Annotated in this window: 24 protein-coding genes and 1 tRNA gene; 22 read left to right on the top strand and 3 right to left on the bottom strand. The window is 67.9% G+C overall.

All coding sequences use genetic code 11. The features are described 5' to 3' along the window. A partial coding sequence (locus TF1_RS07800) for an SsgA family sporulation/cell division regulator (protein ID WP_061783788.1) occupies positions 1-413 on the bottom strand: 413 nt, incomplete at its 3' end. A gap of 476 nt (positions 414-889) precedes the next feature. Between TF1_RS07800 and TF1_RS07805 the strand changes: the two genes are divergently transcribed. After that, positions 890-963, top strand: a tRNA-Val gene (locus TF1_RS07805). Positions 964-1058: 95 nt separating this feature from the next. Here TF1_RS07805 and TF1_RS07810 read toward each other — a convergent pair. Beyond that, entirely contained in the window at positions 1059-1316 is a 258-nt protein-coding gene (locus TF1_RS07810) for a PGPGW domain-containing protein (RefSeq protein WP_038043938.1), read from the bottom strand. A gap of 797 nt (positions 1317-2113) precedes the next feature. Between TF1_RS07810 and thrS the strand changes: the two genes are divergently transcribed. The 19 genes from thrS to TF1_RS07905 all read left to right on the top strand — a co-directional run bounded on the left by thrS (position 2114) and on the right by TF1_RS07905 (position 20848). Beyond that, positions 2114-4093, top strand: a complete 1980-nt coding sequence (thrS, locus tag TF1_RS07815) for a threonine--tRNA ligase (protein WP_016188972.1) — start codon at positions 2114-2116, stop codon at positions 4091-4093. A 147-nt stretch (positions 4094-4240) separates the two neighbouring features. Further along, the gene (locus TF1_RS07820; protein WP_011292530.1) at positions 4241-5905 is read left to right on the top strand and encodes a DUF885 family protein; all 1665 of its coding nucleotides are present in this window, start codon (positions 4241-4243) and stop codon (positions 5903-5905) included. 103 nt (positions 5906-6008) lie between these two features. Beyond that, positions 6009-6788 carry a TerC family protein gene (locus TF1_RS07825; RefSeq protein WP_011292529.1) on the top strand — a complete coding sequence of 260 codons (780 nt, stop codon included), beginning with the start codon at positions 6009-6011 and terminating at the stop codon, positions 6786-6788. A 96-nt stretch (positions 6789-6884) separates the two neighbouring features. Further along, complete coding sequence (locus TF1_RS07830) at positions 6885-7442, top strand: HIT family protein (RefSeq protein WP_011292528.1); 558 nt, start codon at positions 6885-6887, stop codon at positions 7440-7442. Further along, entirely contained in the window at positions 7439-7831 is a 393-nt protein-coding gene (locus tag TF1_RS07835) for a thiol-disulfide oxidoreductase DCC family protein (RefSeq protein WP_016188970.1), read from the top strand. Before TF1_RS07830 ends, TF1_RS07835 begins: the two co-directional genes overlap by 4 nt. A gap of 46 nt (positions 7832-7877) precedes the next feature. Next, positions 7878-8519: a phosphatidylinositol phosphate synthase gene (pgsA, locus tag TF1_RS07840; RefSeq protein ID WP_038043947.1), complete on the top strand. Its 642-nt coding sequence runs from the start codon at positions 7878-7880 to the stop codon at positions 8517-8519. Between the two features lie 2 nt (positions 8520-8521). Continuing rightward, entirely contained in the window at positions 8522-9445 is a 924-nt protein-coding gene (locus tag TF1_RS07845; RefSeq protein WP_011292525.1) for a phosphatidylinositol mannoside acyltransferase, read from the top strand. After that, positions 9442-10581, top strand: coding sequence for a glycosyltransferase family 4 protein (locus tag TF1_RS07850; protein ID WP_011292524.1), 1140 nt, complete (start codon positions 9442-9444; stop codon positions 10579-10581). Before TF1_RS07845 ends, TF1_RS07850 begins: the two co-directional genes overlap by 4 nt. Further along, positions 10578-11132 carry a hypothetical protein gene (locus TF1_RS07855; RefSeq protein ID WP_011292523.1) on the top strand — a complete coding sequence of 185 codons (555 nt, stop codon included), beginning with the start codon at positions 10578-10580 and terminating at the stop codon, positions 11130-11132. The genes TF1_RS07850 and TF1_RS07855 overlap by 4 nt, the downstream gene beginning before the upstream one ends. 215 nt (positions 11133-11347) lie before the next feature. Continuing rightward, positions 11348-12259, top strand: coding sequence for a pyridoxal 5'-phosphate synthase lyase subunit PdxS (gene pdxS / locus TF1_RS07860; RefSeq protein ID WP_038043943.1), 912 nt, complete (start codon positions 11348-11350; stop codon positions 12257-12259). Positions 12260-12856: 597 nt separating this feature from the next. Further along, the gene (gene pdxT / locus TF1_RS07865; RefSeq protein ID WP_011292520.1) at positions 12857-13462 is read left to right on the top strand and encodes a pyridoxal 5'-phosphate synthase glutaminase subunit PdxT; all 606 of its coding nucleotides are present in this window, start codon (positions 12857-12859) and stop codon (positions 13460-13462) included. Positions 13463-13464: 2 nt separating this feature from the next. Then, the gene (locus TF1_RS07870; RefSeq protein ID WP_011292519.1) at positions 13465-14214 is read left to right on the top strand and encodes a YebC/PmpR family DNA-binding transcriptional regulator; all 750 of its coding nucleotides are present in this window, start codon (positions 13465-13467) and stop codon (positions 14212-14214) included. Positions 14215-14338: 124 nt separating this feature from the next. Then, positions 14339-14887 (top strand): crossover junction endodeoxyribonuclease RuvC, encoded by a 549-nt coding sequence (gene ruvC / locus TF1_RS07875; RefSeq protein ID WP_011292518.1) that lies wholly within the window; start codon positions 14339-14341, stop codon positions 14885-14887. Positions 14888-14915: 28 nt separating this feature from the next. Continuing rightward, positions 14916-15524 (top strand): Holliday junction branch migration protein RuvA, encoded by a 609-nt coding sequence (gene ruvA, locus TF1_RS07880; protein ID WP_011292517.1) that lies wholly within the window; start codon positions 14916-14918, stop codon positions 15522-15524. Positions 15525-15536: 12 nt separating this feature from the next. Continuing rightward, on the top strand, positions 15537-16592 hold the full coding sequence (gene ruvB, locus TF1_RS07885) for a Holliday junction branch migration DNA helicase RuvB (protein WP_011292516.1): 1056 nt from the start codon (positions 15537-15539) through the stop codon (positions 16590-16592). Between the two features lie 133 nt (positions 16593-16725). Beyond that, entirely contained in the window at positions 16726-17034 is a 309-nt protein-coding gene (yajC, locus tag TF1_RS07890; RefSeq protein ID WP_011292515.1) for a preprotein translocase subunit YajC, read from the top strand. 152 nt (positions 17035-17186) lie between these two features. Beyond that, a complete protein-coding gene (locus tag TF1_RS07895; protein WP_011292514.1) occupies positions 17187-17717 on the top strand; it encodes an adenine phosphoribosyltransferase in 531 nt (176 codons plus the stop codon). Between the two features lie 245 nt (positions 17718-17962). After that, positions 17963-20407: a RelA/SpoT family protein gene (locus TF1_RS07900; protein WP_011292513.1), complete on the top strand. Its 2445-nt coding sequence runs from the start codon at positions 17963-17965 to the stop codon at positions 20405-20407. A 48-nt stretch (positions 20408-20455) separates the two neighbouring features. After that, a complete protein-coding gene (locus tag TF1_RS07905) occupies positions 20456-20848 on the top strand; it encodes a cupin domain-containing protein (RefSeq protein WP_011292512.1) in 393 nt (130 codons plus the stop codon). Positions 20849-20911: 63 nt separating this feature from the next. Here TF1_RS07905 and TF1_RS07910 read toward each other — a convergent pair whose 3' ends face one another. Beyond that, positions 20912-22144, bottom strand: coding sequence for a DUF349 domain-containing protein (locus TF1_RS07910; protein ID WP_038043942.1), 1233 nt, complete (start codon positions 22142-22144; stop codon positions 20912-20914). Positions 22145-22620: 476 nt separating this feature from the next. On the opposite strand from TF1_RS07910, the gene TF1_RS07915 reads away from it, so the two are divergent. Further along, positions 22621-23295, top strand: a complete 675-nt coding sequence (locus TF1_RS07915) for an MBL fold metallo-hydrolase (RefSeq protein ID WP_061783785.1) — start codon at positions 22621-22623, stop codon at positions 23293-23295. Positions 23296-23483: 188 nt separating this feature from the next. Next, on the top strand, positions 23484-25223 hold the full coding sequence (gene aspS / locus TF1_RS07920) for an aspartate--tRNA ligase (protein ID WP_011292509.1): 1740 nt from the start codon (positions 23484-23486) through the stop codon (positions 25221-25223). Positions 25224-25294 lie beyond the last annotated feature (71 nt).

The raw sequence follows: 25294 nt of genomic DNA on the forward strand, positions 1-25294 counted from the left end.
CTGAGGTGCTCAGCGATTTCAGCGTCGATGTCGATGTAGTCGCTCTCCTGCCCGGCAGGAACCAGCTCGTAGGTGCGGTGCAGGAACTCCGAGAGGGGTGCCACCTGCGCGTGGAACCGCGCCTGGCCGAAAGGTGAGGAGAGGGCAATGTTGACCATGCGCTCCTTCCCGTCCTGCGAGGGCCAGATGCGCACGTCGCCTTCGCCTGTTTCGCGGATGATGCCCACGGTCAGCAGCTCACGAGCGAAGATCCACTCCACGGGTTCGTCGTCGCCCACATGGAAGGCCGCCCGGATGGCGTAAGGGTCGTCCACGGAGTAGTCGAGACGGGCCACCAGGGGCACGGGGGCACGATCAGGAACGATCAGCTGCAAACCGACTTCGCAGGTGATAGAGGTGCCGCTGCTGCTCATAAGCCAAACCTTCTCTCGTCCGGTCAACAGTGTTCGGATGACTCAGATGGCTGGGGTTTCCCCGCGCATCGGGACCTGCCATCTCGTCCGTTCCGACGGTCCGGACGATCAGTGACGCGTTACCGGGGAACTTTTCGGTCGAGGTGAAGCGGCGTCACGCCGGACTTCCCACACTCTTCGCCAACCTTCTAATGAACTGGGGAAAGAAAGAATTTCCGGTGGACTTGTGGGCCGCATCACCCTAAGGGCGGTGTGTGGCGTCCTCAGATCGGGGTATGTCCCACAACGCCGACAGAGATGAGGAATTTTCACATTTTCACATTGTGTCCGTGCTGACCTTCCCTTACGTGAGCTCAATGTGATACCTATCACGTCCACGGTTGAGGGGTGCGCACCAGAGTGGATCATCCACTCCCAAAGATGCGCTAGAGTTTTCCTTGTCCGGCTCCCCTGGGGAGAGAACAGGACGCAGCCATGGGCGATTAGCTCAGATGGTTAGAGCGCGTCGTTCACACCGACGAGGTCACTGGTTCGAGTCCAGTATCGCCCACAAGCTCCAGGTTACTCACTGGTCTAACCAGTAGATCACCTGGGGCTTTGTCATGTCTAGAGGGGTCAGCCACACTCCGCTGCGCTCCCGCAGAGCTAGCGGGAAGTACGTGCTCGGCGCTCCCGGAGTTTCTCGGCAGCCCGGGAACGCGCCTGGGAGGCGTAGTCGCGGGCCCGCCACAGCAGACGGCGCGCCCACGAGAACTCTGTGGCGAGAATGGCCAGGCCTACGATCACCCCACCGATCCCCGGCCCGGGAGTGACGCACATCACGACGCCTCCTAAGAGGACCACTGAGCCGACGAGGCCGACCGTGACCCGCCAGGCCAAGTGGAGCGCGGGATGAGAGCGCATGCGCCTACGCCACAGGCGTGCGTGGACACGGACCCGCCGCCAGCGGCGAACTCTGCTGCGGCTCCGGGGTGCCGGAACCGCGGAAGGAGCGCCGTCCGAGCCGGTCGCTGGGTGCGCGGACATGGTCTCCACCATAACTCTCCCCCAGGGGTAACGGTCAGAAAAAACACACACGCCGGACAAGCCGGTACTCCGGTGCGCGGGAGAGGCCATGTGCACGGCATCCCCGCCGTAACCGAGGGCGCCGACTCCTGTCCGCAACGCCCAACGCCGCTGCGGCCAGCCGAGTCCGATATCCCGGGAGGAACCCCACGTCTCCTCGAGACGCGGCTCCCAAGCGCACCGTACGGGCCTGAGCGATTCCGAAGGGCGCCCACCAGGCAGCAGTGAGACTGGGTGCCGTCACACACCGGAGATCACGAGAAAGAAGAGAGAACAGCTCCCGAGCCGCCCCAACCGTACGGCGACCACCGTGGGCAGAGCGTGGCGGGAATCGCGGGAAGGGGGAGCGCTCGAACGGGGGCGCGCCTCGACTTCCGCGGCGGCGAGTCTACGGGGAAACACACCGCCAGTCGAGGCACTGCCCGCTAAGCGACGAAGATCACCGACGGTAGGCGTCCCTGTCTCCCCCGCCGGGCCGGGAAGCCCGCAGAACGGAACACCGGGATGCGACAGTGCCGCACCGGTAGCGGGGGCCGCTAGCATCGGAATGACGGAACAACCCCGTCCCCGGGCCCGTTGCACCCGGGCGACTGTGCCGACAACCGTTTTCGACGAGAACCTTTCAAGGAGACATCGTGTCCGCCGTGCCTGAACTGCGTATCACCCTCGCCGGAACCGAGCGTGTGGTGGCGGCAGGCACTACGGCGGGACAGGCGCTAGAAGCGGACGGGCGAACCGTGATCGCCGCGCTGGTCAACGGGGAGCCGCGAGACCTCACCCACGAGCTCGCCGACGGCGATGTGGTGGAGGAAATCCGCATCGACTCTGAAGAGGGACGCGCGATCCTGCGCCACTCGTGCGCCCACGTGCTCGCCCAAGCCGTCCAAGAACTGTTCCCCGAAGCCAAGCTGGGTATCGGCCCGCCGATCGAGAACGGCTTCTACTACGACTTCGACGTCGCTGAGCCGTTCACTCCGGACGATCTCAAACGCATCGAAAAGCGGATGCAGGAGATCATCAAGCAGGGCCAGCGCTTCTCCCGGCGTGCCGTCACCGACGAGGACGCTCGAGCAGAACTCGCTGACGAGCCGTACAAGCTGGAGCTCATCGAGCTCAAGGGCGGCGCGGCCGAGGCCGCCGAAGGAGCCGGTGTCGAAGTTGGTGCGGGGCAGCTCACCATCTACGACAACCTGCACCCCCGCACCGGCGAGGTGTGCTGGAAGGACCTGTGCCGCGGTCCGCACCTGCCCGACACTCGGGCCATCCCCGCGTTCAAGCTGATGCGCACCGCCGCCGCCTACTGGCGCGGCAGCGAGAAGAACCCTCAGCTCCAGCGGATCTACGGCACCGCCTGGGAGACGAAGGACGCGCTCAAGTCCTACCTCACCATGCTGGAGGAGGCCGCCAAGCGCGACCACCGCAAGCTCGGCGTGGAACTCGACCTGTTCTCCTTCCCCGACGAGCTCGGCTCCGGCCTGGCCGTGTTCCACCCCAAGGGCGGCGTGGTCCGCAAGGTGATGGAGGAGTACTCGCGCCGCCGCCACGAAGAGGCCGGCTACCAGTTCGTCAACACGCCGCACATCTCCAAGGCCGGGCTGTTTGAGACGTCCGGGCACCTGCCGAACTACGCGGACGCCATGTTCCCGCCCATCCAGTTCGAGGGGGCCGACTACTACCTCAAGGCCATGAACTGCCCCATGCACAACCTGATCTACCGGTCACGGGGCCGTTCCTACCGGGAGCTTCCGCTGCGGCTGTTCGAGTTCGGCACGGTCTACCGGTACGAGAAGTCCGGCGTGGTGCACGGGCTGACCCGGGCACGCGGGTTCACCCAGGACGACGCGCACATCTACTGCACCAAGGAGCAGATGCCGGACGAGCTGGACCGGCTGCTCACCTTCGTGCTAGACCTGCTGCGCGACTACGGCCTGAGCGACTTCTACCTCGAGCTGTCCACCCGCGACGACTCGCCGAAGTTCATCGGAGAGCCGCAAGAGTGGGAGGAAGCCACCGAGATCCTGCGGCAGGCCGCGCAGAAGCAGAACCTGGAACTGGTCATGGACCCCGGCGGCGCGGCCTACTACGGTCCGAAGATCTCGGTGCAGGCCAAGGACGCCATCGGCCGGACCTGGCAGATGTCCACCATCCAAGTGGACTTCCAGCAGCCCAAGCGCTTCGAGCTCGAATACCAGGCTGCCGACGGCAGCCGGCAGCGGCCGGTGATGATCCACCGCGCCCTGTTCGGTTCCATCGAACGCTTCTTCGCGGTGCTGCTGGAGCACTACGCGGGCGCCTTCCCCGCCTGGCTGGCCCCGGTCCAGGTCGTGGGCATTCCAATCGCGAGCGAGCACGTGCCCTACTTGGAGGACGTGGCGCGTCGGCTGCGGGAGCACGGGGTGCGCGTCGAAGTGGACGCCAGCGACGACCGCATGCAGAAGAAGATCCGCAACGCCCAGAAGCAGAAAATCCCCTTCATGCTGCTGGCGGGCGACAACGACGTCAGCAAGGGCGCGGTGTCCTTCCGCTACCGCGACGGTTCGCAGAACAACGGCGTCCCGATCGACAAGGCGATCGAGGAGATCCTCACCGTGATCCGGGAACGCCGCCAAGTGTGACCCGGAACCACGCTGCCTGCGGGGCTAGAGGGATTCGCCTCTGGCCCCGTTGCTTTGCGGCGCACGCTCCGCTGCACCCGGCCGGGGACGGCAGCGCCGGAAGCAGACGGGCGGCAACCGCGGCACTAGGGGCCCGGTGTTGGCAGTATGGAAGGGATGTCTTCGCCAGCCGAATCCTCGCACCCCGATCCCGGGGTCAACGCTATGACCGACCGGTTCCGCGCGACCGTCGAGCGGATCCTGGACCAACTGTGCGCCGACCGTCCCGAATGGGGGCTGCAGCACGGGGACGTCCGCTACGCCGGACAGTTGGCGGACCAGTCGCCTGAAGCGTGGGAGCAGCACGCCGAAGTCCTCGCTGACGGGCTGCGTGCGCTCGACGACATCGACGACACGCTGCTGCCCGTCGCGGACCGGGTCGACCTGGAGATGCTGCGCACCCACCTCAGCGCTGACCTGTGGCGGACTACGGAACTGCGCCCGCACACCTGGGATCCGCTGCACACCCTCCCGGACAAGGCCCTCACCGCGATCCTGCACCACGGCCCGCTCCGCGCCGAAGAGCGTCTCGCTGCGCTGACCGCCTACTGTGCGGCCCTGCCGGATGCGCTCCACCAGGCGCGCCTCCTCTTGGATGACGGCCCCGGCATGCCCCGCCCCCACGTCACCGCTGCGAGCCGCCGGGCCCGCAGGGCCGCCGCGATGCTGGAGGGCGACGTCGAACTGCTGCTCGCCGCAGTCCCCGATGGCCGCGCAGAACTCTCTGGCCACCGCGCCGACGCGCACCAGGCGTTCCTCGACTACGCGGCCTGGCTGGAGTCCCGCGTGGAGGACGCCGCCGCCGACCCCCGGTTGGGTGAGCCCGCCTACGCCGCGCAACTGTGGTACACGCTCGACTCCGAGCTGGACCCGCACACCCTGCTCACCCGCGCTGAAAGCGACCTGATCGCTACCGAAGAGGAGCTCGCCGAAGTCGCCGCCGCCTACACCGGGCAGCCGCGCCGCATAGGCCAGGTCCGCGAGGTCCTCGACCAGCTCGCCGCCGAGTCCGCGTGCCCGCCCGACGAGGTCCGCTCCCTGTGCGCGCAGGCGCTCGACCACCTCGTGGCGCGCACCGCAGAGCTCGACCTCGTCACCGTCCCCGCCAGCGAGGTGCGCCTCACCGCACCGGACCCGCGGGGACCAGCTGCGCGACCCCTGGACGGAGCCGGCCGAATCGCGGTGGCCCCGCCTGCTGCAGACGGACCGTGGGGGCGCCTTGCCCACCACCGGGACGCGCTGCGCATCCTGATGGCCTACGAAGCTGTCCCCGGACGCGGAGTGCAGGCCGCGCACGCGGCCCGCTACCAGGGCCCCACCCGGGTGCGTTCCGTACTGCGCAGCAGTCCGTTCATCGAAGGATGGGCCGGATACATCACCGAACAGCTCGCCTGCGCGGGATGGCACGGCGACGGGGGAGAGACCGACCAAGCGGCACGCCTCGCCCAGTTGACTGTGCGGCTACGCACCATCCTCAACGCGATCGTGGACGTCCGGTTCCACACCGGGGATCTCGACGAGCCCGCCGCTATGGCTTTGCTCACGCAGCGCGGCCACTACGAGGAGGGAGAAGCGGCTCGCACGTGGCGGTGCGCCCAGCTCACCAGCACCCGCCTCACCGCCCCGTACGTCGGCTACCGGGAGCTCAGCGACATCGTTCGCGAGCTGGCCGCGGACCGTCCGCACGAGAGGCGGCGCGACCGGCACGACGCTGTGCTCGCGCACGGCGCTCCAGCCCCTCGCCAGCTCCGTGTCCTGCTCGGAGCCGGATAACGAAACAGCGATAGATTTATGCGAAGCTTATTCCGGCTTCCCTAGAGTCCTTCCGTTTCCGACCGCCCCGTAACCGCCCTAGCCTCGGAGCCGTAGCGAATCCATGAGCGCTGATCTCATTGTCGGATTTTTGACGCTGACGCTGCTGGAGGTTGTACTCGGGATCGACAACCTGGTGTTCATCTCGATCCTGTCGAACAAGCTCCCCGAACACCAGCGAGGCCGGGCCCGGAAGACGGGTATCGCCCTTGCCCTGATCACCCGGCTCATGCTGCTGGCCTCCATCAGTTGGATCGTCCAGCTCACCACTCCGCTCTTCTCGATCGGCTCCCTGGAGTTCTCCGGCCAGTCGCTCATCCTCATCGCCGGAGGGTTCTTCCTGCTCGGCAAGGGCACCTACGAGATCCACGAAAGCCTGGAAGGGGATTCCGGACACAAGCCCGTGAAGAAGGGCGCGGCCGTGTTCGGCGCGGTCGTCGCGCAGATCGTCGTCCTCGACATCGTCTTCTCACTCGACTCCGTCATCACCGCGGTGGGCATGATCAACCCCGCCGGGTGGGGAATCTGGGTGATGGTGGCCGCCGTCATCGTCGCCGTCGTCGTCATGCTCTTCCTCGCCAACCCGCTGGCGGAGTTCGTCAACAAGCATCCCACCGTCAAAATGCTTGCTCTGGCGTTCCTGCTGCTCATCGGTATGAGCCTGGTCGCTGAAGGCTTCCACTTCCACATCGAGAAGGGCTTCATCTACGCCGCCATGGGCTTCTCGGTCTTCGTGGAAGTCCTGAACCTGCTGGCCGCCCGGCGCCGGCAGCAGAAGCAGAAGAGCACCCCCTCCCCGGTCAAACTGCACAGCCGCTACGCCGAAGACGGCGGGATCGCCTAACCTCCGACCTGAAACGAACCGGGCCGCCCCGACCACTTCTGCGGCAGCCCGGTTCTATGCTTGCGTTGCAAGGACGAGAAAGGCGGGTCGGTGAGTATGCAGCGGGAAACCCGGGATGACGGCGAGGGCCGGCAGGTGCGCGGTCCCGACGGCCTCCAACGGTTGTGGACCCCGCATCGCATGGCCTACATCAAAGGAGAGAACAAACCCCACGGGAGCGGACCGGACGACGGCTGCCCGTTCTGCCGTGCCCCGCAGCTCTCGGATCCGGAAGGACTCGTGCTCGCCCGGGGCAAGACCGCTTTCGCGCTGCTCAACCTCTACCCGTACAACAGCGGGCATCTCATGGTCTGCCCGTACCGGCATGTCGCCGACTACACCGAGCTCAACGAGGACGAGACCGCGGAGATCGCTGCCCTCACCCAGGCCGGCATCACCGCGCTGCGCTCCGCCTACGGAGCCCAAGGCTTCAACGTCGGCATGAACCTCGGCGAAGCCGCGGGCGCAGGAATCGCCGCCCACCTGCACCAGCACGTCGTCCCCCGGTGGGGAGGCGACACCAATTTCATGCCGATCGTGGGGCAGACCAAGGTGCTCCCCCAACTCCTCGGCCAGACCCGCGAACAGCTCGTCGCCCACTGGCCGAAATCATGACCGCCCCGGTATTCGTCTACGACGGAGCGTGCGGTTTCTGCGTCTCCTGGGTGCGGGTCGTGGAACGCCGCATCATCCGTGGCAGCGGAATCCAAAGCGCAGCCTGGCAGGAGCTCAACCTCGATGAGCCGCTGCGCGCCCGCGCCCGGACGGAGATGCTGCTCCTCCACCCCGACCGGCGCCGGGTCTGGGGCGGGGCAGACGCTGCCGCGGCCCTTCTCCTCAACAGCCCGCACGTGTACTGGTGGCCGCTCGGCTCACTGCTGCGCCGCCCGCTCTTCCGCGATGCGGCTGCGGCACTCTACCGCTGGGTCGCGCGCAACCGCGGCCGACTCCCGAAAGCCCCGCAGGGCAAGACGCCCAGAAAGCGAGTTCCCGTGCTCAGGTAATGCAGTTCCGATGACCGGAGCCGAATTCCACGACGATGAAGAGACCATGCTGAGAATCCTGCGCCCCGCTACCGCCCGACTGCTCGCACCCATCGGCCGCGGCCTCGTTCGTATCGGCGTCACCCCGAATACGGTCACCCTCGTGGGAACCGGCGGCGTCGTCATCAGCTCGCTGGTGTTCTATCCTCTGGGCGAGCTGTACATCGGCACCCTCGTCGTCGCGTTCTTCGCGCTCTTCGACATGCTTGACGGCGCGGTCGCCCGCGCCTCCGGAGAGACCAGTGCCTGGGGAGCGTTCCTCGACTCCACACTGGACCGGCTCTCCGATGCCGCCATTTTCGCGGGACTGCTGGTGTGGCTCATCGGCGGCGGACGCGACGAGGTCCTCGCCTGGCTCGCCCTGTTCTGCATGATCAGCGGCTTCGGCGTGTCCTACATCAAAGCGCGCGCTGAAGGCCTGGGGGCCAACTGCGATGTGGGCATCGCGGAACGCACCGAACGCCTCATCATCATCCTGGTCGCCACCGGACTGCACGGGCTCGGCGTCCCTTACGCGCTGGCTACCGGGCTGTGGCTGCTCGCTTTCCTCAGCGCCATCACCATCGTGCAACGCTTGGTGGAGACCCGGATCCGCCTTACCGAGCCGGACGAGCAGATCCTCGACAAAGCCGAGACAGAAACCTCGTGACCATGCGTGCCAGGGTTCCGGACCGGGCAGTCACCGCGGCCTACACGCTGGGCTGGACGCTCGTGAAGCATCTGCCGGAACAGACCGGGCGGTGGGCGTTCACCACGATCGCGGACTATGCGTGGCGGCACCGCCTCGGCGGGGTCGACCAACTGGAAGCGAACCTGCGCCGCCTCGTCGGCCCTGACGCCACCCAGGCGGAACTGCGTGCCCTCTCCCGGGCCAGTATGCGCTCCTACTTCCGCTACTGGTACGAGCTGTTCCGGCTGCCTGCCATGGACCGTCGTGAACTGGTGGCCCGCACCCGCTCCACCGGCGTGGACATTCTCGAAGCGCACCTCCGTGCGGGCCGTGGCGTCGTCGCCGCTCTTCCGCACATGGGCAACTGGGACCAGGCGGGCGCGTGGATCACCCTGCGCGGCATCCCGCTGACCACGGTTGCGGAACGGCTGCGTCCCGAAAGCCTGTTCCAGCGTTTCACTGCGGTCCGGGAACGCCTGGGCATGGAGGTCCTGCCGTTGACCCGGGGCGGGGGCACCACGGTCGGCACCCTGGCACGGCGGCTTCGCGCGGGCGGACTGGTGTGTCTGCTCGCCGATCGCGACCTCACTGGGCAAGGTATCGACGTGGACTTTTTCGGGGAGCCTGCCCGGATGCCCGCCGGGCCCGCCGCCCTCGCCCTGGCCACCGGGGCGGCGCTGCTGCCGGTTTCGCTATGGTTCGACGGCCCGCATTGGGGAATCCGGGTACACGAGGAGATCCGACCGCCCTCCGCCGGGGACCGCACCACCCGTATCCGCGCGATGACCCAGGAGCTGGCCTATGTCTTCGAACAGGAGATCGCCGCACACCCCGAGGACTGGCACATGATGCAGCCTGTCTTCACCGCCGACCTCGCTCGCCCACGCGGGGAGGTGGGCCGATGAGGGTCGGCCTGGTCTGCCCTTACACCTGGGATGTTCCCGGAGGGGTCCAACAGCACGTCAGCGACCTCGCCGAGGCGCTCATGGAACTCGGCCACGAGGTGTCTGTCCTGACCCCCTGCGACTCTGCGACCGACCTCCCCGGGCACATCGTGCCCGCGGGGCGCGCCGTGCCGGTGCCCTACAACGGCTCGGTGGCCCGTCTCGCCTTCGGGCTGCGGGCCGCCAACCGGGTACGCCGGTGGATCCGCGACGGCGGCTTCGACGTCCTGCACGTGCACGAACCCGCCGCGCCCAGCCTGTCCCTGCTGGCCTGCTGGGTGGCGGACGGTCCGATCGTGGCGACCTTCCACACCTGCAATCCGCGCTCCCGGGCGATGGCCGCCTCCGCCGGCATGCTGCAGACCGCGCTGGAGAAAGTCAACGGCAGCATCGCCGTCTCCGAAGCCGCACGCAAGACCATGGTCGAACACCTCGGCGGGGACGCCGTGCTCATCCCCAACGGGGTATGGGTGCGGCGCTACGCCCACGCCGACCCGCTGCCCGGCTGGCCGGGACCGGGCGGCGCGCTCGGTTTCCTGGGCCGCATGGACGAACCGCGCAAAGGCCTGGGGGTGCTGGTCGACGCCTTCAACGAACTGGGGCGCCGCCGCCCCGGCCTGCGCCTGCTCATCGCCGGCCCCGGGGACGCCGCTCAGGTGCGCGCCCGGATCGACGCCGACCTCCGCGACCGCGTGACAATCCTGGGTCGGGTCAGCGACGCCGACAAGGTCCGCCTCTACCATTCGGTCGACCTCTTCTGCGCCCCCAACCTGGGCGGGGAGAGCTTCGGGATCATCCTGACCGAAGCCATGGCCGCGGGCGCGACCGTACTGGCCAGCGATATCCCTGCGTTCCGGCAGGTGCTGCGCGACGGTACTGCCGGGACGCTCTTCCCGGTCGGGGATGCGCACGCTCTCGCGCAGCAGGCCGAGAAGCTGCTGGACGATCCGGGACGCCGGGCGGAACTGTCCCGCGCGGCCCGGCGGGCGGTCCGCGCCTACGACTGGCCTGCGGTCGCCGCCGACGTGGTACGCGTCTACGAGGCCGTGGTGCCTGCCGGAGTCGGAGGGCTTGTCGGGGCGAGGACGGAGCGGTGACCGAAGTCCTCATCGCTGTGTGCACCCTGCTGGTGCTGCTGTCCGTGTCCTTCTACCTGTCGTGGCGGGCGAGCCGCTTGGACCGTTTGCACAGTCGGCTGGAGACCGCCCAGGCCGCGCTCGACGCCGCCTTGGCGCGCCGCGGTGCAGTGGTGGGGGAGCTGGCCGCTTCCGGTGTGCTGGGGCCGGCGGCCAGCGTCCTCCTCTCCGACGCCGCGGCTCGAGCGCGCCGGGCTGAGGACCGTGCCGAGCGCGAGGTCGCGGAAAGCAACCTGTCCCGGGTACTGCGCGCGGTTCTCGCCGAGTGCGACGCGGTCCCCGACCACGGCGACCTGCTCGCCGAGACGTACGCGGCCGCCCGGCACGTGCACATCGCGCGCCGTTTCTACAACGACACGGTCACCGCTATCCACACCGCCCGCTCCTCGCGGCTGGTCGGCGCCCTCCACTTGGCCGGACATGCGCGCTTGCCCACCTACTTCGAAATGGACGACGAGCCCCCCGAACCGCTCGACCAGCGCTGGCCAGACTCCACTGCCTCCGGGGAATGACTGGCGGGGATTCGGCGTTGTGATCGACGGTCGCCACAATGGCGCAAACCCGCACCCGCAGACTCCGCAATGTCCGTAAAAGCGGACAAAACCGGATCTACCATAGATGGGGCGTGTGCGGGAGGGCGCCGTCAACATCGCACACCCCACCCAATAAGATCCACTTCGCATTCAAGCGTGAAGTCGTGTCCATCGAGAACCTGGAGTCCACAGCCGTGACCAACACCGCCGAGAACACAACCGAAAGCACGGTCGGTACCGTCCGCGTCAAACGCGGCATGGCCGAACAGCTCAAGGGCGGTGTGATCATGGATGTGGTCACGCCGGAGCAGGCCAAGATCGCTGAAGACGCCGGCGCAGTCGCCGTCATGGCGCTGGAGCGTGTCCCCGCCGACATCCGCAAGGACGGCGGTGTGGCCCGCATGTCCGACCCGGAGATGATCGAGGGCATCATCAACGCCGTGTCCATCCCGGTCATGGCGAAGGTCCGCATCGGCCACTTCGTCGAAGCCCAAGTCCTCCAGGCCCTGGAAGTGGACTTCATCGACGAGTCCGAGGTCCTCACCCCCGCTGATGAGACCAACCACATCAACAAGTGGGACTTCACCGTGCCGTTCGTGTGCGGTGCCACCAACCTGGGTGAGGCCCTGCGCCGCATCGCCGAAGGCGCGGCCCTGATCCGCTCCAAGGGAGAGGCCGGTACCGGCAACGTGGTCGAAGCCGTCCGCCACATGCGGCAGATCACCTCCGAGATCCGGCGGCTCACCCAACTGGACGACGCCGAGCTCTTCGCTGCCGCCAAGGAACTGCGGGCCCCCTACGAACTCGTCCGGGAGGTCGCCCGGGAAGGCAAGCTGCCCGTGCCCCTGTTCTCCGCCGGAGGCGTCGCTACCCCCGCAGACGCCGCCCTCATGCGCCAGCTCGGCGCGGAGAGCGTCTTCGTCGGCTCGGGCATCTTCAAGTCCGGGGACCCGGCCAAGCGAGCCAAGGCCATCGTGGAAGCCACCACCGCCTACGACGACCCGCACACCATCGCTCGGGTCTCCCGCGGCCTCGGGGAAGCCATGGTCGGGATCAACCTCGACGAACTGGACGCTTCCCAGCGCTACGCGGGCCGCGGCTGGTAGTCTTTCGTAGCCGCACGCGGGCGCCCACGGTGGTCGACGGGCGCCCGCCCGGCACGACCCTTCCGCAGCACGAGCCCCGCGGCCAACGGCGAGGCGCACCCCCAGGTGGGCCACCCCGCGACCGGCCAGCCGCTGCGCCCCAGACTCAGCAGGGGAGCACCGCCGCTCTGTGCCCGCGGTTACGGGGTCTCCTCGGGCAGGCCGAGCGCGCGGAGCACCGGCGGACCGCCCCTGCCCCGAACTCGACCGCCGCTGGCGGACGGATCCGTGAGGAGGACGGACGGTGTGGCACCGAGAGCATCGACGCCCCGGCACATCCCACGTCCCTGCCCCGCTCCTCGACACGCTCCCACCACCCCTTCGCTGAACTGCTCTTGACCACCGCACCCGGGAACAGTGCCGGGCCGGGCACGGCGCCCTGAACAGGGCCGCGCCGCAGCCCGCAGGCACGACCCGCAGCCGAGGACGCTTGCGCAGTCCCCCGCGCACCGTCACACCACCTACCCTGGAAGTACGAGACAAGATCTCGGCGCACGGCCCGCAGCACGGAGCAGACCCCGACGGGCCGAGCACATCAGCAGTCAGCGAGGTCGCCCCTTGTCGTCCGTTCCACCCACGATCGGAGTGCTTGCACTCCAGGGCGATGTCCGCGAACACATCCACGCCCTGGAACAGGCAGGTGCCCGGGCACGCCGCATCCGCCGCCCCGACGAACTCGACTCAATCGACGGGCTGATCCTCCCCGGCGGGGAGTCCACCACCATGGGACGGCTAGCCGCCGTCTTCGGCCTGCTCACCCCGCTGCGTGAGCGCATCGCCGCAGGACTGCCCGCTTACGGCACCTGCGCAGGCATGATCATGCTGGCGGACCGTCTCGCCGACGGAGCCCCCGGCCAGCAGACCATCGGCGGCATCGACATGACGGTGCGCCGCAACGCCTTTGGTCGCCAGGTCGCCTCTTTCGAAGGAACCGTGGAGATGACCGGAGTGGACGGCGGCCCGGTGGAGGCGGTCTTCATCCGCGCACCGTGGGTCGAATCCACCGGCCCGGGCGTCCAAGTCCTCGGACGCATTTCCCGAGGAGACACGGCAGGTAGGATCGTCGCGGTGCGGCAGGGGAGGCTGCTGGCGACCTCGTTCCACCCCGAACTCACCGGTGACACGCGTGTCCACCGGCTCTTCGTCGACATGGTGAAAGGATAGGCATGGCCGGCCACTCCAAATGGGCCACCACCAAGCACAAGAAGGCCGTCATCGACGCCAGACGAGGCAAGCTTTTCGCGAAGCTCATCAAGAACATCGAGGTGGCGGCACGTACTGGTGGCGGCGACCCCGACGGCAACCCGACCCTCTACGACGCTATCCAGAAGGCGAAGAAGAACTCGGTTCCGCTGGACAACATCGAACGTGCCCGCAAGCGCGGCGCCGGTGAAGAGGCAGGCGGTGCCGACTGGGAGACCATCATGTACGAGGGCTACGCTCCCGGCGGCGTCGCCCTGCTCGTCGAGTGCCTCACCGACAACCGCAACCGCGCCGCCTCCGAAGTGCGCGTCGCGGTCACCCGCAACGGCGGCTCCATGGCTGACGCGGGCTCGGTGTCCTACCTGTTCAACCGCAAGGGCCTGGTCGTCGTCCCCAAGGAAGGCACGACCGAGGACGACGTCACCCTCGCTGTCCTCGACGCGGGCGCTGAGGACGTCAACGACGTGGGCGAAGCGTTCGAGGTCATCTGCGAGCCCAGCGACCTGGTGGCGGTGCGTACCGCCCTGCAGGAAGCGGGGATCGAATACGAGTCCGCTGAGCTGAGCTTCATTCCCAGCGTGGAAGTCCCTCTCGACGAGGAAGGCGCCCGGAAGGTGATGCGCCTCGTCGACGCTCTCGAGGACTCCGACGACGTGCAGAACGTCTACACCAACGCGGACATCCCCGACGAGATCATGGCGAAGATCAGCTAGCCCGGTTGGTCGACTGCCGCTCACGCACGCCCCGGCCTGTCCGGGGCGCGCGTGTTTCCGGGTACCCCCCAGGACGCCGCGGAGGGTAGGCTCTGCGAACGAACGTTCGAGAAACGGGGGAGCGGTGCGCGTACTGGGAATCGATCCGGGGCTGACCCGCTGCGGCATAGGCGTGGTCGACGGGGCTGTCGGCGCCCCCCTCACCATGGTCGCTGCGGGGGCAGTTCGCACTCTGGCCGACGAGGAACTCCCTGCCCGCCTCCTGGGGATCGAAAAAGGGATCGAGCAGTGGCTCGATGACTACCAGCCCGACGCCGTGGCCGTGGAACGGGTCTTCGCCCAGCACAACGTCCGCACGGTCATGGGAACCGCCCAGGCCAGCGCAATCGCCGTGGTCTGCGCCGCCCGCCGGGGCCTGCCTGTCTCCCTGCACACCCCCAGCGAGGTCAAAGCCGCCATCACCGGCAGCGGACGCGCAGACAAAGCCCAGGTCGGCACCATGGTGGCGCGTATCCTGCGGCTCGACAGCCCGCCCCGGCCCGCCGACGCCGCGGACGCGGTGGCCCTGGCCATCTGCTACCTGTGGCGCGGCAGTGCCCAGGAGCGGATTGCACGCGCCCGCCAGAAGTTCGCCCGCACCATCGAGCTCGCCCGGCAACGGCACGGACTGTGAGCCACCACACACTAGGGAGAACAGTGCTGTGATCGCGTTCCTCAGCGGCCGGGTGGTGTCCCGCGGAGCCGAGACCGCGGTCATCGACGTGGGCGGGGTCGGCATGACCGTGCATTGCACCCCGGCCGCGCTGGCCCGCCTGCGGGTGGGAGAGGAAGCCACCGTGGCCACCGCGCTGGTGGTCAGGGAAGACTCCCTGACCCTGTTCGGGTTCGCGGACGACGACGAACGCGACACCTTTGAACGCCTCCAAACCGCCAGCGGGGTCGGACCGCGGCTCGCTTTGGCCATGCTCTCCGTCCACACCCCGGATGCGCTGCGCCGCGCCATTGCCACCGAAGACACCGCGGCCCTCACCCGAGTGCCGGGGATCGGCAAGAAAGGCGCCCAGCGCATCGTGTTGGAACTGAAAGGCAAGCTCGGCGAACCCGGCGGCGATACAGCCGCCACACCCGAGCAGTCCGCCGCGGCCGCGCCCCGCAACTGGCGTGCCCAAGTAGTGTCCGGCCTGGTCAACCTGGGCTGGTCCACGCGGGAGGCCGAAGCCGCCGCCGACGCTGTTGCCGCAGAAGCCGGGGAACAGCCCGACGTCGCTGCCTTGCTGCGCAGCGCCTTGCGTAGACTCAGCCGGGCCTAGAGGAGACCGCTGATGAGCGAACACGACCGGGAACTAGTGTCGCCCGAGGCAGCCTTGGACGACCACGCTGTCGAAAGCGCGCTGCGCCCGCGCACCCTCGACGAATTCGTCGGCCAAGACCGTGTCCGTGAACAGCTCTCCCTGGTGTTGCGCAGCGCCCAGCAGCGCGGCACCGCCCCGGACCACATCCTCATGTCCGGCGGCCCGGGCCTCGGCAAGACCACACTGGCCATGATCATCGCCGCTGAGCTCGGCGCTCCCCTGCGGATCACCTCCGGGCCCGCCATCGAACGGTCCGGGGATCTTGCCGCGGTCCTGTCCACTCTCCGCGAAGGCGAAGTGCTCTTCCTCGACGAGATCCACCGCATGGCCCGCCCCGCCGAGGAGATGCTCTACGTCGCCATGGAGGATTTCCGGGTGGACGTCATGGTCGGCAAAGGCCCCGGCGCCACCGCGATCCCCTTGGAGATCGCCCCGTTCACGCTCGTCGGTGCCACGACCCGTGCCGGAATGCTGCCCGCCCCGCTGCGTGACCGGTTCGGCTTTGTGGCGCACATGGACTTCTACAGCCCTGAAGAGCTCGAACTCATCCTGCACCGCTCGGCTCGACTGCTCGGCATCGAACTGCTCGACGACGCCGCCGCGGAGATCGCCCGCCGCTCCCGCGGCACCCCCCGAATCGCCAACCGTCTGCTGCGCCGCGTCCGCGACTACGCCCAAGTCCGCGGGGACGGGCGGCTCACCTTGGAGTGCGCCCGCGCCGCGCTCAGCCTCTACGAGGTGGACGACGAGGGACTGGACCGCCTCGACCGTGCCGTCCTGGACGCCTTGTTGCGCCGTTTCCGCGGCGGCCCAGTAGGACTGTCCACCCTCGCCGTGTCGGTGGGGGAGGAGCCTGAGACCGTGGAGATCGTCGCGGAGCCTTTCCTAGTGCGCGCCGGGTTCATCGCCCGCACCCCCCGTGGCCGGGTCGCCACCCCCCAGGCGTGGGCCCACATGGGGCTTACCCCGCCGCCGGATGCTGCTTTCGGGGCAGCCGCGCTCTTCGATCCCGACGAAGAGCCGTAGGCTGTCACCACGAATGGCCGCATGTGGCCACGGTAGGGAACCCGTGGGGCCCGCCGTTCGTTGAGGCAGGCGTGCCTCACCGCAGTCGCGCCCGTCGGCGGGCGCAGTCGCCAAGACCCAGAAAGGACACCCCGTGCAGGGTCTGATCACTCTCGCAGAACAGCAGCCGCAGAACCAGGGTGCGGGACTCATCAGCCAACTGCTGATGTTCGCCCTCATCATCGTGGTCTTCTACCTGCTGTTCATTCGGCCGCAGCAGAAGCGCCGCCAGCAGGAGCTGGAGATGCAGAAGTCGCTGCAGCCGGGAATGGAAGTGCTGACCGGGGCAGGGATCTACGGCACCATCGTCGAAGTCCACGACGACGACGTTGAACTGGAGATCTCGCCGGGAACCCGCGTCCGCATGGTGAAAGCGGCCGTGGCGAGGATCGTCTCCTCGTAGTTCTCCGACCACCCCGCCCAGCAACCGTCCCGGCCACGCGACGGAACGACGGGGGCGTCGCGGCGCCTCCGCACCCTGCAGTCCCCGGTACCGGGCGTGCACGTGAAGACCGGTACCCCGATCCCCACCCAACCGAGAAAGCCGTCCCACCCATGAGCACCGACGTCAGCACGCTGATCGACCGCTACGTCCGTGACATCCCCGACTATCCGCAGCCCGGGGTGGTCTTCAAGGACATCACCCCGCTGCTGTCCCACCCCACCGCGCTGCGCACCGCCATCGACGCGCTCGCTGAACCCCTGCTCGGCAGCGAGATCGACCTGGTCGCCGGCTTGGAAGCACGCGGTTTCATCTTCGCTGCCCCTGTCGCGGTGCGCCTAGGGGCGGGGTTCGTCCCGCTGCGCAAAGCCGGGAAACTGCCCGCGGAGACTCTCGCCGAGTCCTATGATCTGGAGTACGGTACTGCCACCGTCGAGATGCACGCCGACGCGGTACCCCCGGGGAGCCGAGTGCTGATCGTCGACGATGTGCTCGCGACCGGGGGCACAGGACGGGCCGCGGTGGACCTTATCCGGCGAGCGGGTGGTACCGTCGTTGGACTCTCAGTTCTTCTGGAACTCGGGTTCCTCAAGGGACGCGAGAAACTGGCCGACGTCGAACTGCGGGCACTGGCTACTGTCTGATCCGGCCTGGGCACCACGGGTCCTCCGTGGCAGGAGTAAGGCGGGCGCCGCCCACCGCCGAGAGGCCCGGGACAGGGAATGACGGTACCGCGGCATCGCGTTGCATTAACCACACGGGTGCTCACCACACCCGCCACTTCAGAAACGGTGCCTGGAACGGTGACAGCCACGTCCCATCGTCTCGGCCTAGACCAATCATCCGGCGTGGTGGCGGCCTCGCCGACTCAGCCGCGGGAGGGTGCCCAATGCGTAGCGAAACGGTATCGACCCACACCAAACCGGTACGCCCCGAGCCTCCCGCCCCCGCCGCTGAGGTGCCTGCGGGGGCGTTTCCACCAGGCCAGGAGCGCGACCACGACACCCGTCCGAGTGCCCCGCCCCGCGACCAGTCCCCACCGCCCGCCCCCGAAGCTGACAGCCGCAGCGCCGCCCGCCCAGCACCCCCCACCCATCCCGGAACGTCGTCCACAGTGTGGGTTCGACGTAGGCTCGCCCGACTCGGCGCCCAACGGGGGACGACTATGAACCCGGTCCTCGAACCACTCGTCAAAACCGTCCGCGCCACCCACCCCAAAGCGGACATCCGGCTGATTGAGCGCGCCTACGACGTCGCTGCCCACTACCACCGCAGCCAGAAACGCAAGAGCGGCGACCCCTACATCACCCACCCCCTCGCCGTGGCCACCATCCTCGCGGAACTCGGCATGCAGGAGGCCACCATCGCCGCGGGGCTGCTGCACGACACGGTCGAGGACACCGAGTACACCCTCGACCAGTTGCGCAGCGACTTCGGGGATGAGATCGCCGAACTTGTCGACGGGGTCACCAAGCTCGACAAGGTGAAGTACGGCGAGGCCACCCAAGCCGAGACCGTCCGCAAGATGGTCGTAGCGATGGCCCGCGACATCCGCGTCCTGGTCATCAAACTCTGCGACCGCCTGCACAACATGCGCACCCTGCGCTACCTGCCGCAGGCCAAGCGGGAGAAGAAAGCACGGGAGACCCTGGAAATCTACGCGCCTCTGGCCCACCGCCTGGGCATGAACACCATCAAGTGGGAGCTGGAGGACCTCGCGTTCGCCACCCTGTACCCCAAACGCTTCGACGAGATCGCCCGCCTGGTCGCGGAACGCGCCCCCCGGCGCGACGTCTACCTGCAGGAGGTCATTGAGATCGTCTCCGCCGACCTGCGGGAAGCCAAAATCAAAGCCACCGTGCGCGGCCGGCCCAAGCACTACTACTCGATCTACCAGAAGATGATCGCCCGCAATGTCGGGTTCGACGAGATCTACGACCTGGTCGGTATCCGCGTCATTGTGGACAGCGTCCGCGACTGCTACGCGGCGCTCGGCATCATTCACGCCCGCTGGAATCCGGTGCCGGGGCGGTTCAAAGACTACATCGCGATGCCGAAGTTCAACATGTACCAGTCCTTGCACACCACCGTGATCGGCCCGGAAGGCAGCCCGGTGGAACTGCAGATCCGCACCCGCGCCATGCACCGGCGCGCAGAATACGGCATCGCCGCGCACTGGAAGTACAAGGAGGAGCGCAACAACGGCGGCAAAGCCAAGGGCGCTTCCACCGACATGGCCTGGCTGCGGCAGCTCATCGACTGGCAGCAGGAGACGAAGGACCCCGGCGAGTTCCTGGAGTCGCTCCGCTTCGACCTGTCGGTGCAGGAAGTCTTCGTCTTCACCCCCCGCGGGGACGTCATCGCCCTGCCGCAGGGCGCCACCCCCGTCGACTTCGCCTACGCGGTGCACACCGAGGTCGGCCACCGCACGGTGGGGGCCCGCGTCAACGGCCGTCTGGTTCCCCTCGACAGCGAGCTGCACAACGGGGAGACCGTGGAGATCATCACGGCCAAGACCGACGACGCCGGCCCGAGCCGCGACTGGCTGGACTTCGTGAAAAGCGCTCGAGCCCGCAACAAGATCCGGCAGTGGTTCACCAAGGAGCGCCGCGAAGCAGCGATCGAGCAGGGCAAAGAGGCGATCGCCAAGGTCATGCGCAAGCAGGAGCTGCCGGTTCAGCGGCTGTTCACCAGCGAGTCGCTGATCGCACTCGCCCACGACCTGCGCTACCGCGACCTGGACGCGCTGTATGCGGCCGTCGGCGAAAACCAGATCAGCGCCCACAAAGTCGTCGAGAAGCTCATCGAATCCGTGGGCTCGCTCGACAACAACGAAGAGGACATCGCGGAAGCCACCACCCCGATCCGGGTGCCGCGGAAACGGCCCACAGGCAACCCTGGAGTGGTCGTCCAAGGCGATCCGGACGTGTGGGTGCGCCTGTCCAAGTGCTGTACCCCCGTGCCCGGGGACGCCATCATCGGATTCGTTACCCGCGGGGCCGGGGTCTCAGTCCACCGCGACGACTGCGGCAACGTCAAACACCTCGACCCCGACCGTCTCGTCCAGGTGGAATGGCAGCCCACGGGGAACTCGATGTTCCTTGTCGCGCTGCAGATCGAAGCGCTGGACCGCACCCGCCTGCTGTCCGACATCACCCGGGTGCTCTCCGACCAGCACGTCAACATCCTGTCGGCGACCGTGCAGACCACCCGCGACCGGGTCGCGCTGAGCCGGTTCACTTTCGAGATGGCGGACCCCGCCCACCTGGGGCACGTCCTCAAAGCGGTGCGGAGCGTGGACGGCGTCTACGACGTGTATCGGGTCCGGAACTAACCGGAGTGTCACATTCTGCCAGTCCAGTCCATCCCACAGACTGGCGGTATGCAGAAAATCTCACTGGACGCGCTCGCTGACCACCATCTCCGGCTGGCGCGCGACTCCTCAGCGGGACGCAGCGCTTCCACCGTCTACGGGGGGCACGAACGCTCGCTGCGGCAGACCGTCATCGCCATGCGCGAGGGGACGGAGATGTCCGAGCATCCCAACCCAGGGCAGAGCACCCTGCAAGTCCTGCGCGGCAGAGTGCGGCTCTTCTCCGGAGAACACTCCTGGGACGCCCGAACCGGAGACATGATCATCATCCCGGAGGCCCGGCACTCGCTCACCGCACTGGCCGACTCCGCGATCCTGCTGACCGTCGTGATGAACGACGATCCTCCTGAGGAGACCAGCCTCCGTCGCGAGCAGGAACAGCAGGCGACAGCATCCTCGTAACAGCGTGGTGGCCGCGCCCGGATCCCGGGGTGCGGCCACCACAACAGTCCAGGGCAGACAGCCTCAGCTCATCTCCGCGAGCGTCCGCTCAACCTCGGCCAGCCACGCCTGCCGGGCAGCCAAGGACTCCTGGGCCTCCGTGGCCTTCCGCTCGTCCCCGGCCTCACGGGCCTCGGCAAGCTGCTTCTCCAAGGTGGCGATGGACTCCAGCAACTGGGCGCGAGTCGCCTCAGCACGGGCGCGCGCCTCGGGGTTGGTGCGCTGCCATTCCTGCTCTTCGGCCTTGCGTACCGCCTCCTCGATCTTGCGGAAGCCCCCTTCCAGCCGGTCGCGAACGTCGCGCGGGACAGGTCCGACCTCGTCCCAGCGCTCCTGGAAGTCACGCAGTCTGACGCGTGCCTCCCGCGGGTTCGTCACCGGCAGCAGCGCCTGCCGCGCCTCCTCCAGCAGCTTCTCCTTGATCTCGGCATTGCCGCGCAGCTCCGCGTCCCGTTCTGCGAGAGCAGCGTTGCGGGCCGTGAAGAAGCGGTCCTGGGCGCCTTTGAACCGGCTCCACAGCGCGTCCTCGGTGGCGCGGTCGGCGCGTCCCGCAGCCTTCCACTGCTGCATCAGTTCGCGATAACGGGCCGCGGTCGGGCCCCAGTCGGTGGAGTCGGCGAGCTCCTCCGCTTCGGCGACGATCTGCTCTTTGAGCTCGCGCGCCTGTTCGCGCTGCTGGTCCAGGCCGGCAAAGTACGCCTTGCGTCGCTTGGAGAAGGCGTTGCGCGCAGCCGACATGCGCTTCCACAGGGCCTGCTCGGTGGCACGGTCCGCGCGCGGTGCAGCCTTCCACTCGTCGATGAGCTGGCGCATGCGCTCACCGCCGGTCTTCCAGTGGGTGGTCTCCGCGGCGACGCGCTCCGCCTCCGCGACAATGCGTTCCTTGATTTCGCGGGCCTGGGCACGGGCCTCTTCCTGGGCCCTCTTCTGTTCGAGCTTGCGCTGCTCGATCCGTTCGGTGAGCGCGTCCAAGCGTCGAGCCAGCGCGTCGAGATCACCGACGGCCTTCGCCTCGGTCACGGCGTCACGCAGCTTCTGCACGCTCGCCAGCGCCTGCGCTGCAGACAGGTCGGTGGTTGCTAGGCGCGTTTCCAGTAGTTCCACCTCTGTCACCAGCGCATCGTACTTGCGCTTGAAGAAGGCGAGGGCTTCTTCTGGTGCCCCCGCTTGCCATGACCCGACGACACGCTCGCCCTCGCTCGTGCGCACATAGACCGTGCCGTCGTCGTCTACGCGGCCCCAGGGGTCCGTGGTCACCGTGTCCTCCTGTGTGATGAGCCTGATGCTCGTCAGGTCCGTATGGTCGTGGCAGCGTGCCACCAGCACTGCGGCCGAGACGTGATCTCCCGCCGGAGCGACGGCGCTTTGGCACGTGTATGGGAACGAATCTACCCGTATCCGCCGGATCGACCTGTGATGTCGCTACCCGGACCGGAATCACAGTTACGTGCGGTCCCGGGCAGGGACCAATATGACACCGTCACGGCGTTTGGCAAAGAGCCATGGGCAGCGTGGTGACCGAATGGTGATGAAATGGGATGGGGGAGTGACCACTCCTTGGTATTTCCGGTGCTTTGGGTACAAGCCCGACAGTACCAAGTGAGGCTGGTCGCGCAGCATCGTCATCTCCCGACCCACTGGGAGGCACCGAGTCGCCACAATCGCCGCGGCGTCGGTACGCTCATGGAGTAACCAACAGCGTCCCCGCCTTGGAAACGAGGTCACTGCCGACCGTGCTCATCGCAGACTTCCCCGCTGGACCGCTCGCGGCGAACTGTTACGTCGTCGCCCCGGAAGCGGGAGCGGAGTGCGTCATCGTCGACCCGGGGCAGCAGGCCACAGAAGGAGTGGCCCGCCTGCTGGACGAGTACCGTCTGACCCCGGTGGCCGTCTTGCTCACCCACGGTCACTTCGACCACGTATGGTCGGCCGAAGAGGTGTGCCAGACTCACGATATCGCGGCGTATGCGCACGCGGCGGACCGCCCGCTGCTGAGCGATCCGGCACGAGGCGTGGATCCCGGGCTGGCAGCGCAGTTGGCGGCGCTGTTCGGCAACGAGCAGTTGCGCGAACCGAAGCAGGTGGTCGAGGTCACCGACGGTCAGGTGTTGCAGCTAGCGGGGCTGGAGATCACCGTGGCGCACGCCCCCGGCCACACCCCGGGATCGGTGGTCTACGCGCTTCCGCCGACCGAGGACACCCCGGAGGTGCTGTTCACCGGCGACCTGCTGTTTGCGGGCTCGATCGGCCGCACCGACTTTCCCGGCGGCGACCACGTGGCGATCATGCGGAGCTTGTCCCGTGTCTGTTTGAGCCGGGGGGACGACACTGTCGTGCTCCCGGGCCACGGTCCGCGCACCACGATCGGCCGGGAACGGGCCACTAACCCCTTCCTGCGCGGCCTGTAGTCGGGCCGCCGCTAGCCGCGCAGCGCAAGGAACGGAAACACGACGATGACCAGTAGCGTCGCCTCGCATGCGGTATCGGGAGTACAGCCGCCGCGGAGACGAGATACCGGCACCGGCTTCGCGGCCGCGAAGCCGGTCAACCGCACGCGTCAGGCAACCACTGCGATAACCGCTGAAGGAGAGACCCGTTGATCCGCACGCACGAGGCGGGCACACTACGCGCCGACCACGCTGAGCAGAATGTCGTCTTGGCGGGCTGGGTGGCCCGCCGCCGCGACCACGGCGGTGTTGTCTTCCTGGACTTGAGGGATGCCTCCGGCATCGTCCAGGTCGTGGTCCGCGAGGACGAGCTGGCCCACGACCTCCGTTCGGAGTACTGCATCAAGGTGACCGGTACAGTCCGGATTCGGCCGGAAGGCAACGAGAATCCCGACATCGCCACCGGTGAGATCGAGGTCGTGGCCTCCCATATCGAGGTCTTGAGCGAATCGGCGCCGCTGCCGTTCCCGCTGGACGGGAACCAGGAGATCTCTGAGGAAGCCCGGCTCCGCTACCGCTACCTGGACATGCGCCGCCCCGAGACGGCTGAGGCGCTGCGTGTCCGCTCCCGGGCGACCTACATCGCGCACGAGGTCATGAACGACAACGGCTTCGTCTACGTCGAAACGCCGTACTTGACCCGTTCGACCCCGGAGGGCGCCCGAGACTTCCTGGTGCCGGTGCGGCTCCAGCCGGGGCACTGGTATGCCCTCCCGCAGTCCCCGCAGTTGTTCAAGCAACTGCTCATGGTGGGCGGCATGGAGCGGTACTACCAGTTGACGCGCTGCTTCAGGGACGAGGACTTCCGTGCCGACCGGCAGCCGGAGTTCACCCAGATCGACATCGAGATGAGCTTCGTCGACGAAGAGGACCTCTTCGACATCGGCGAGAAACTGTTCACCCGGCTGCTGCGGGAGGTCCGGGGCGTCGAACTGCCGCGGCCGTTCCGGCGCATGAAGTTCGCTGAGGCGATGGACCGCTTCGGCACCGACAAGCCCGACCTGCGTTTCGGGCAGGAGCTGGTAGAGCTCACGGACTTCTTCGCCAACACCCCGTTCCGGGTCTTCCAGGCCCCCTACGTGGGTGCTGTGGTAATGCCCGGCGGCGCCTCCCAGACCCGGCGGGAGCTGGACGCCTGGCAGGAGTGGGCCCGGTCGCGGGGCGCTAAGGGCCTCGCCTACGTGCTGGTGCACGAGGACGGCACGTTGGGCGGTCCGGTCGCCAAGAACCTGTCGGAGGAGGAGCGTGCCGGACTGGCCGAGCGGGTGGGGGCCAAGCCGGGAGACGCGATCTTCTTCTCGGCGGGGGAGCGGACCGCCTCCCAGGAGCTGCTGGGTGCGGCGCGGCTGGAGATCGGCAAGCGGTGCGGCCTGATCGACGAGTCGGCGTGGGAAGTGCTGTGGATCACGGACATGCCGATGTTCGAGAAGGACGACGAGGGAGGATGGACGTCGGTCCACCACCCGTTTACCGCTCCGGCTCAGGAGGTCGCCGACACGTTCCACAACGACCCGGGTTCGGCGACGGCCAGGGCTTTCGACCTGGTGATGAACGGCTACGAGCTGGCGTCGGGGTCGATCCGTATCCACCGGGCGGAAATGCAGCAGCGGGTCTTCGACACGATCGGTCTGAGCAAGGACGAGGCCGAGACGAAGTTCGGTTTCCTGCTGGAGGCATTCCAGTTCGGCCCTCCGCCGCACGGCGGCCTGGCGGTGGGCTGGGACCGCCTGGTCATGCTGCTGGCCGGGCAGAGCACGATCCGCGACGTCATTGCGTTCCCCAAGACCGCTTCGGGGGCCGACCCGTTGACGGGCGCGCCTACGCCGATTACGGCGGAGCAGCGGCGTGAAGCGGGAGTCGACGCCGTCCCCGAACAGGCCACGTCGTAGCGCACTACGTACGCGTCAGGGAAGCCCGCCGGGCAGGCAGCGCTCGCCTCACCCGGCGGGCTTTCGCGTGG

It is taken from the genome of Thermobifida fusca NBRC 14071 = JCM 3263, from assembly GCF_001592045.1.
Classification (GTDB): domain Bacteria; phylum Actinomycetota; class Actinomycetes; order Streptosporangiales; family Streptosporangiaceae; genus Thermobifida; species Thermobifida fusca.

Excerpts from the sequence above, each read along its gene's own strand:
- TF1_RS07810 (WP_038043938.1), bottom strand. The coding sequence starts at position 1,316 with ATGCGCTCTCATCCCGCGCTCCACTTGGCCTGGCGGGTCACGGTCGGC.
- TF1_RS07820 (WP_011292530.1), top strand. The coding sequence starts at position 4,241 with ATGGAAGGGATGTCTTCGCCAGCCGAATCCTCGCACCCCGATCCCGGG.
- TF1_RS07825 (WP_011292529.1), top strand. The coding sequence starts at position 6,009 with ATGAGCGCTGATCTCATTGTCGGATTTTTGACGCTGACGCTGCTGGAG.
- TF1_RS07830 (WP_011292528.1), top strand. The coding sequence starts at position 6,885 with ATGCAGCGGGAAACCCGGGATGACGGCGAGGGCCGGCAGGTGCGCGGT.
- TF1_RS07835 (WP_016188970.1), top strand. The coding sequence starts at position 7,439 with ATGACCGCCCCGGTATTCGTCTACGACGGAGCGTGCGGTTTCTGCGTC.
- pgsA (WP_038043947.1), top strand. The coding sequence starts at position 7,878 with ATGCTGAGAATCCTGCGCCCCGCTACCGCCCGACTGCTCGCACCCATC.
- TF1_RS07845 (WP_011292525.1), top strand. The coding sequence starts at position 8,522 with ATGCGTGCCAGGGTTCCGGACCGGGCAGTCACCGCGGCCTACACGCTG.
- TF1_RS07850 (WP_011292524.1), top strand. The coding sequence starts at position 9,442 with ATGAGGGTCGGCCTGGTCTGCCCTTACACCTGGGATGTTCCCGGAGGG.
- TF1_RS07870 (WP_011292519.1), top strand. The coding sequence starts at position 13,465 with ATGGCCGGCCACTCCAAATGGGCCACCACCAAGCACAAGAAGGCCGTC.
- ruvB (WP_011292516.1), top strand. The coding sequence starts at position 15,537 with ATGAGCGAACACGACCGGGAACTAGTGTCGCCCGAGGCAGCCTTGGAC.
- TF1_RS07895 (WP_011292514.1), top strand. The coding sequence starts at position 17,187 with ATGAGCACCGACGTCAGCACGCTGATCGACCGCTACGTCCGTGACATC.
- TF1_RS07900 (WP_011292513.1), top strand. The coding sequence starts at position 17,963 with ATGCGTAGCGAAACGGTATCGACCCACACCAAACCGGTACGCCCCGAG.
- TF1_RS07905 (WP_011292512.1), top strand. The coding sequence starts at position 20,456 with ATGCAGAAAATCTCACTGGACGCGCTCGCTGACCACCATCTCCGGCTG.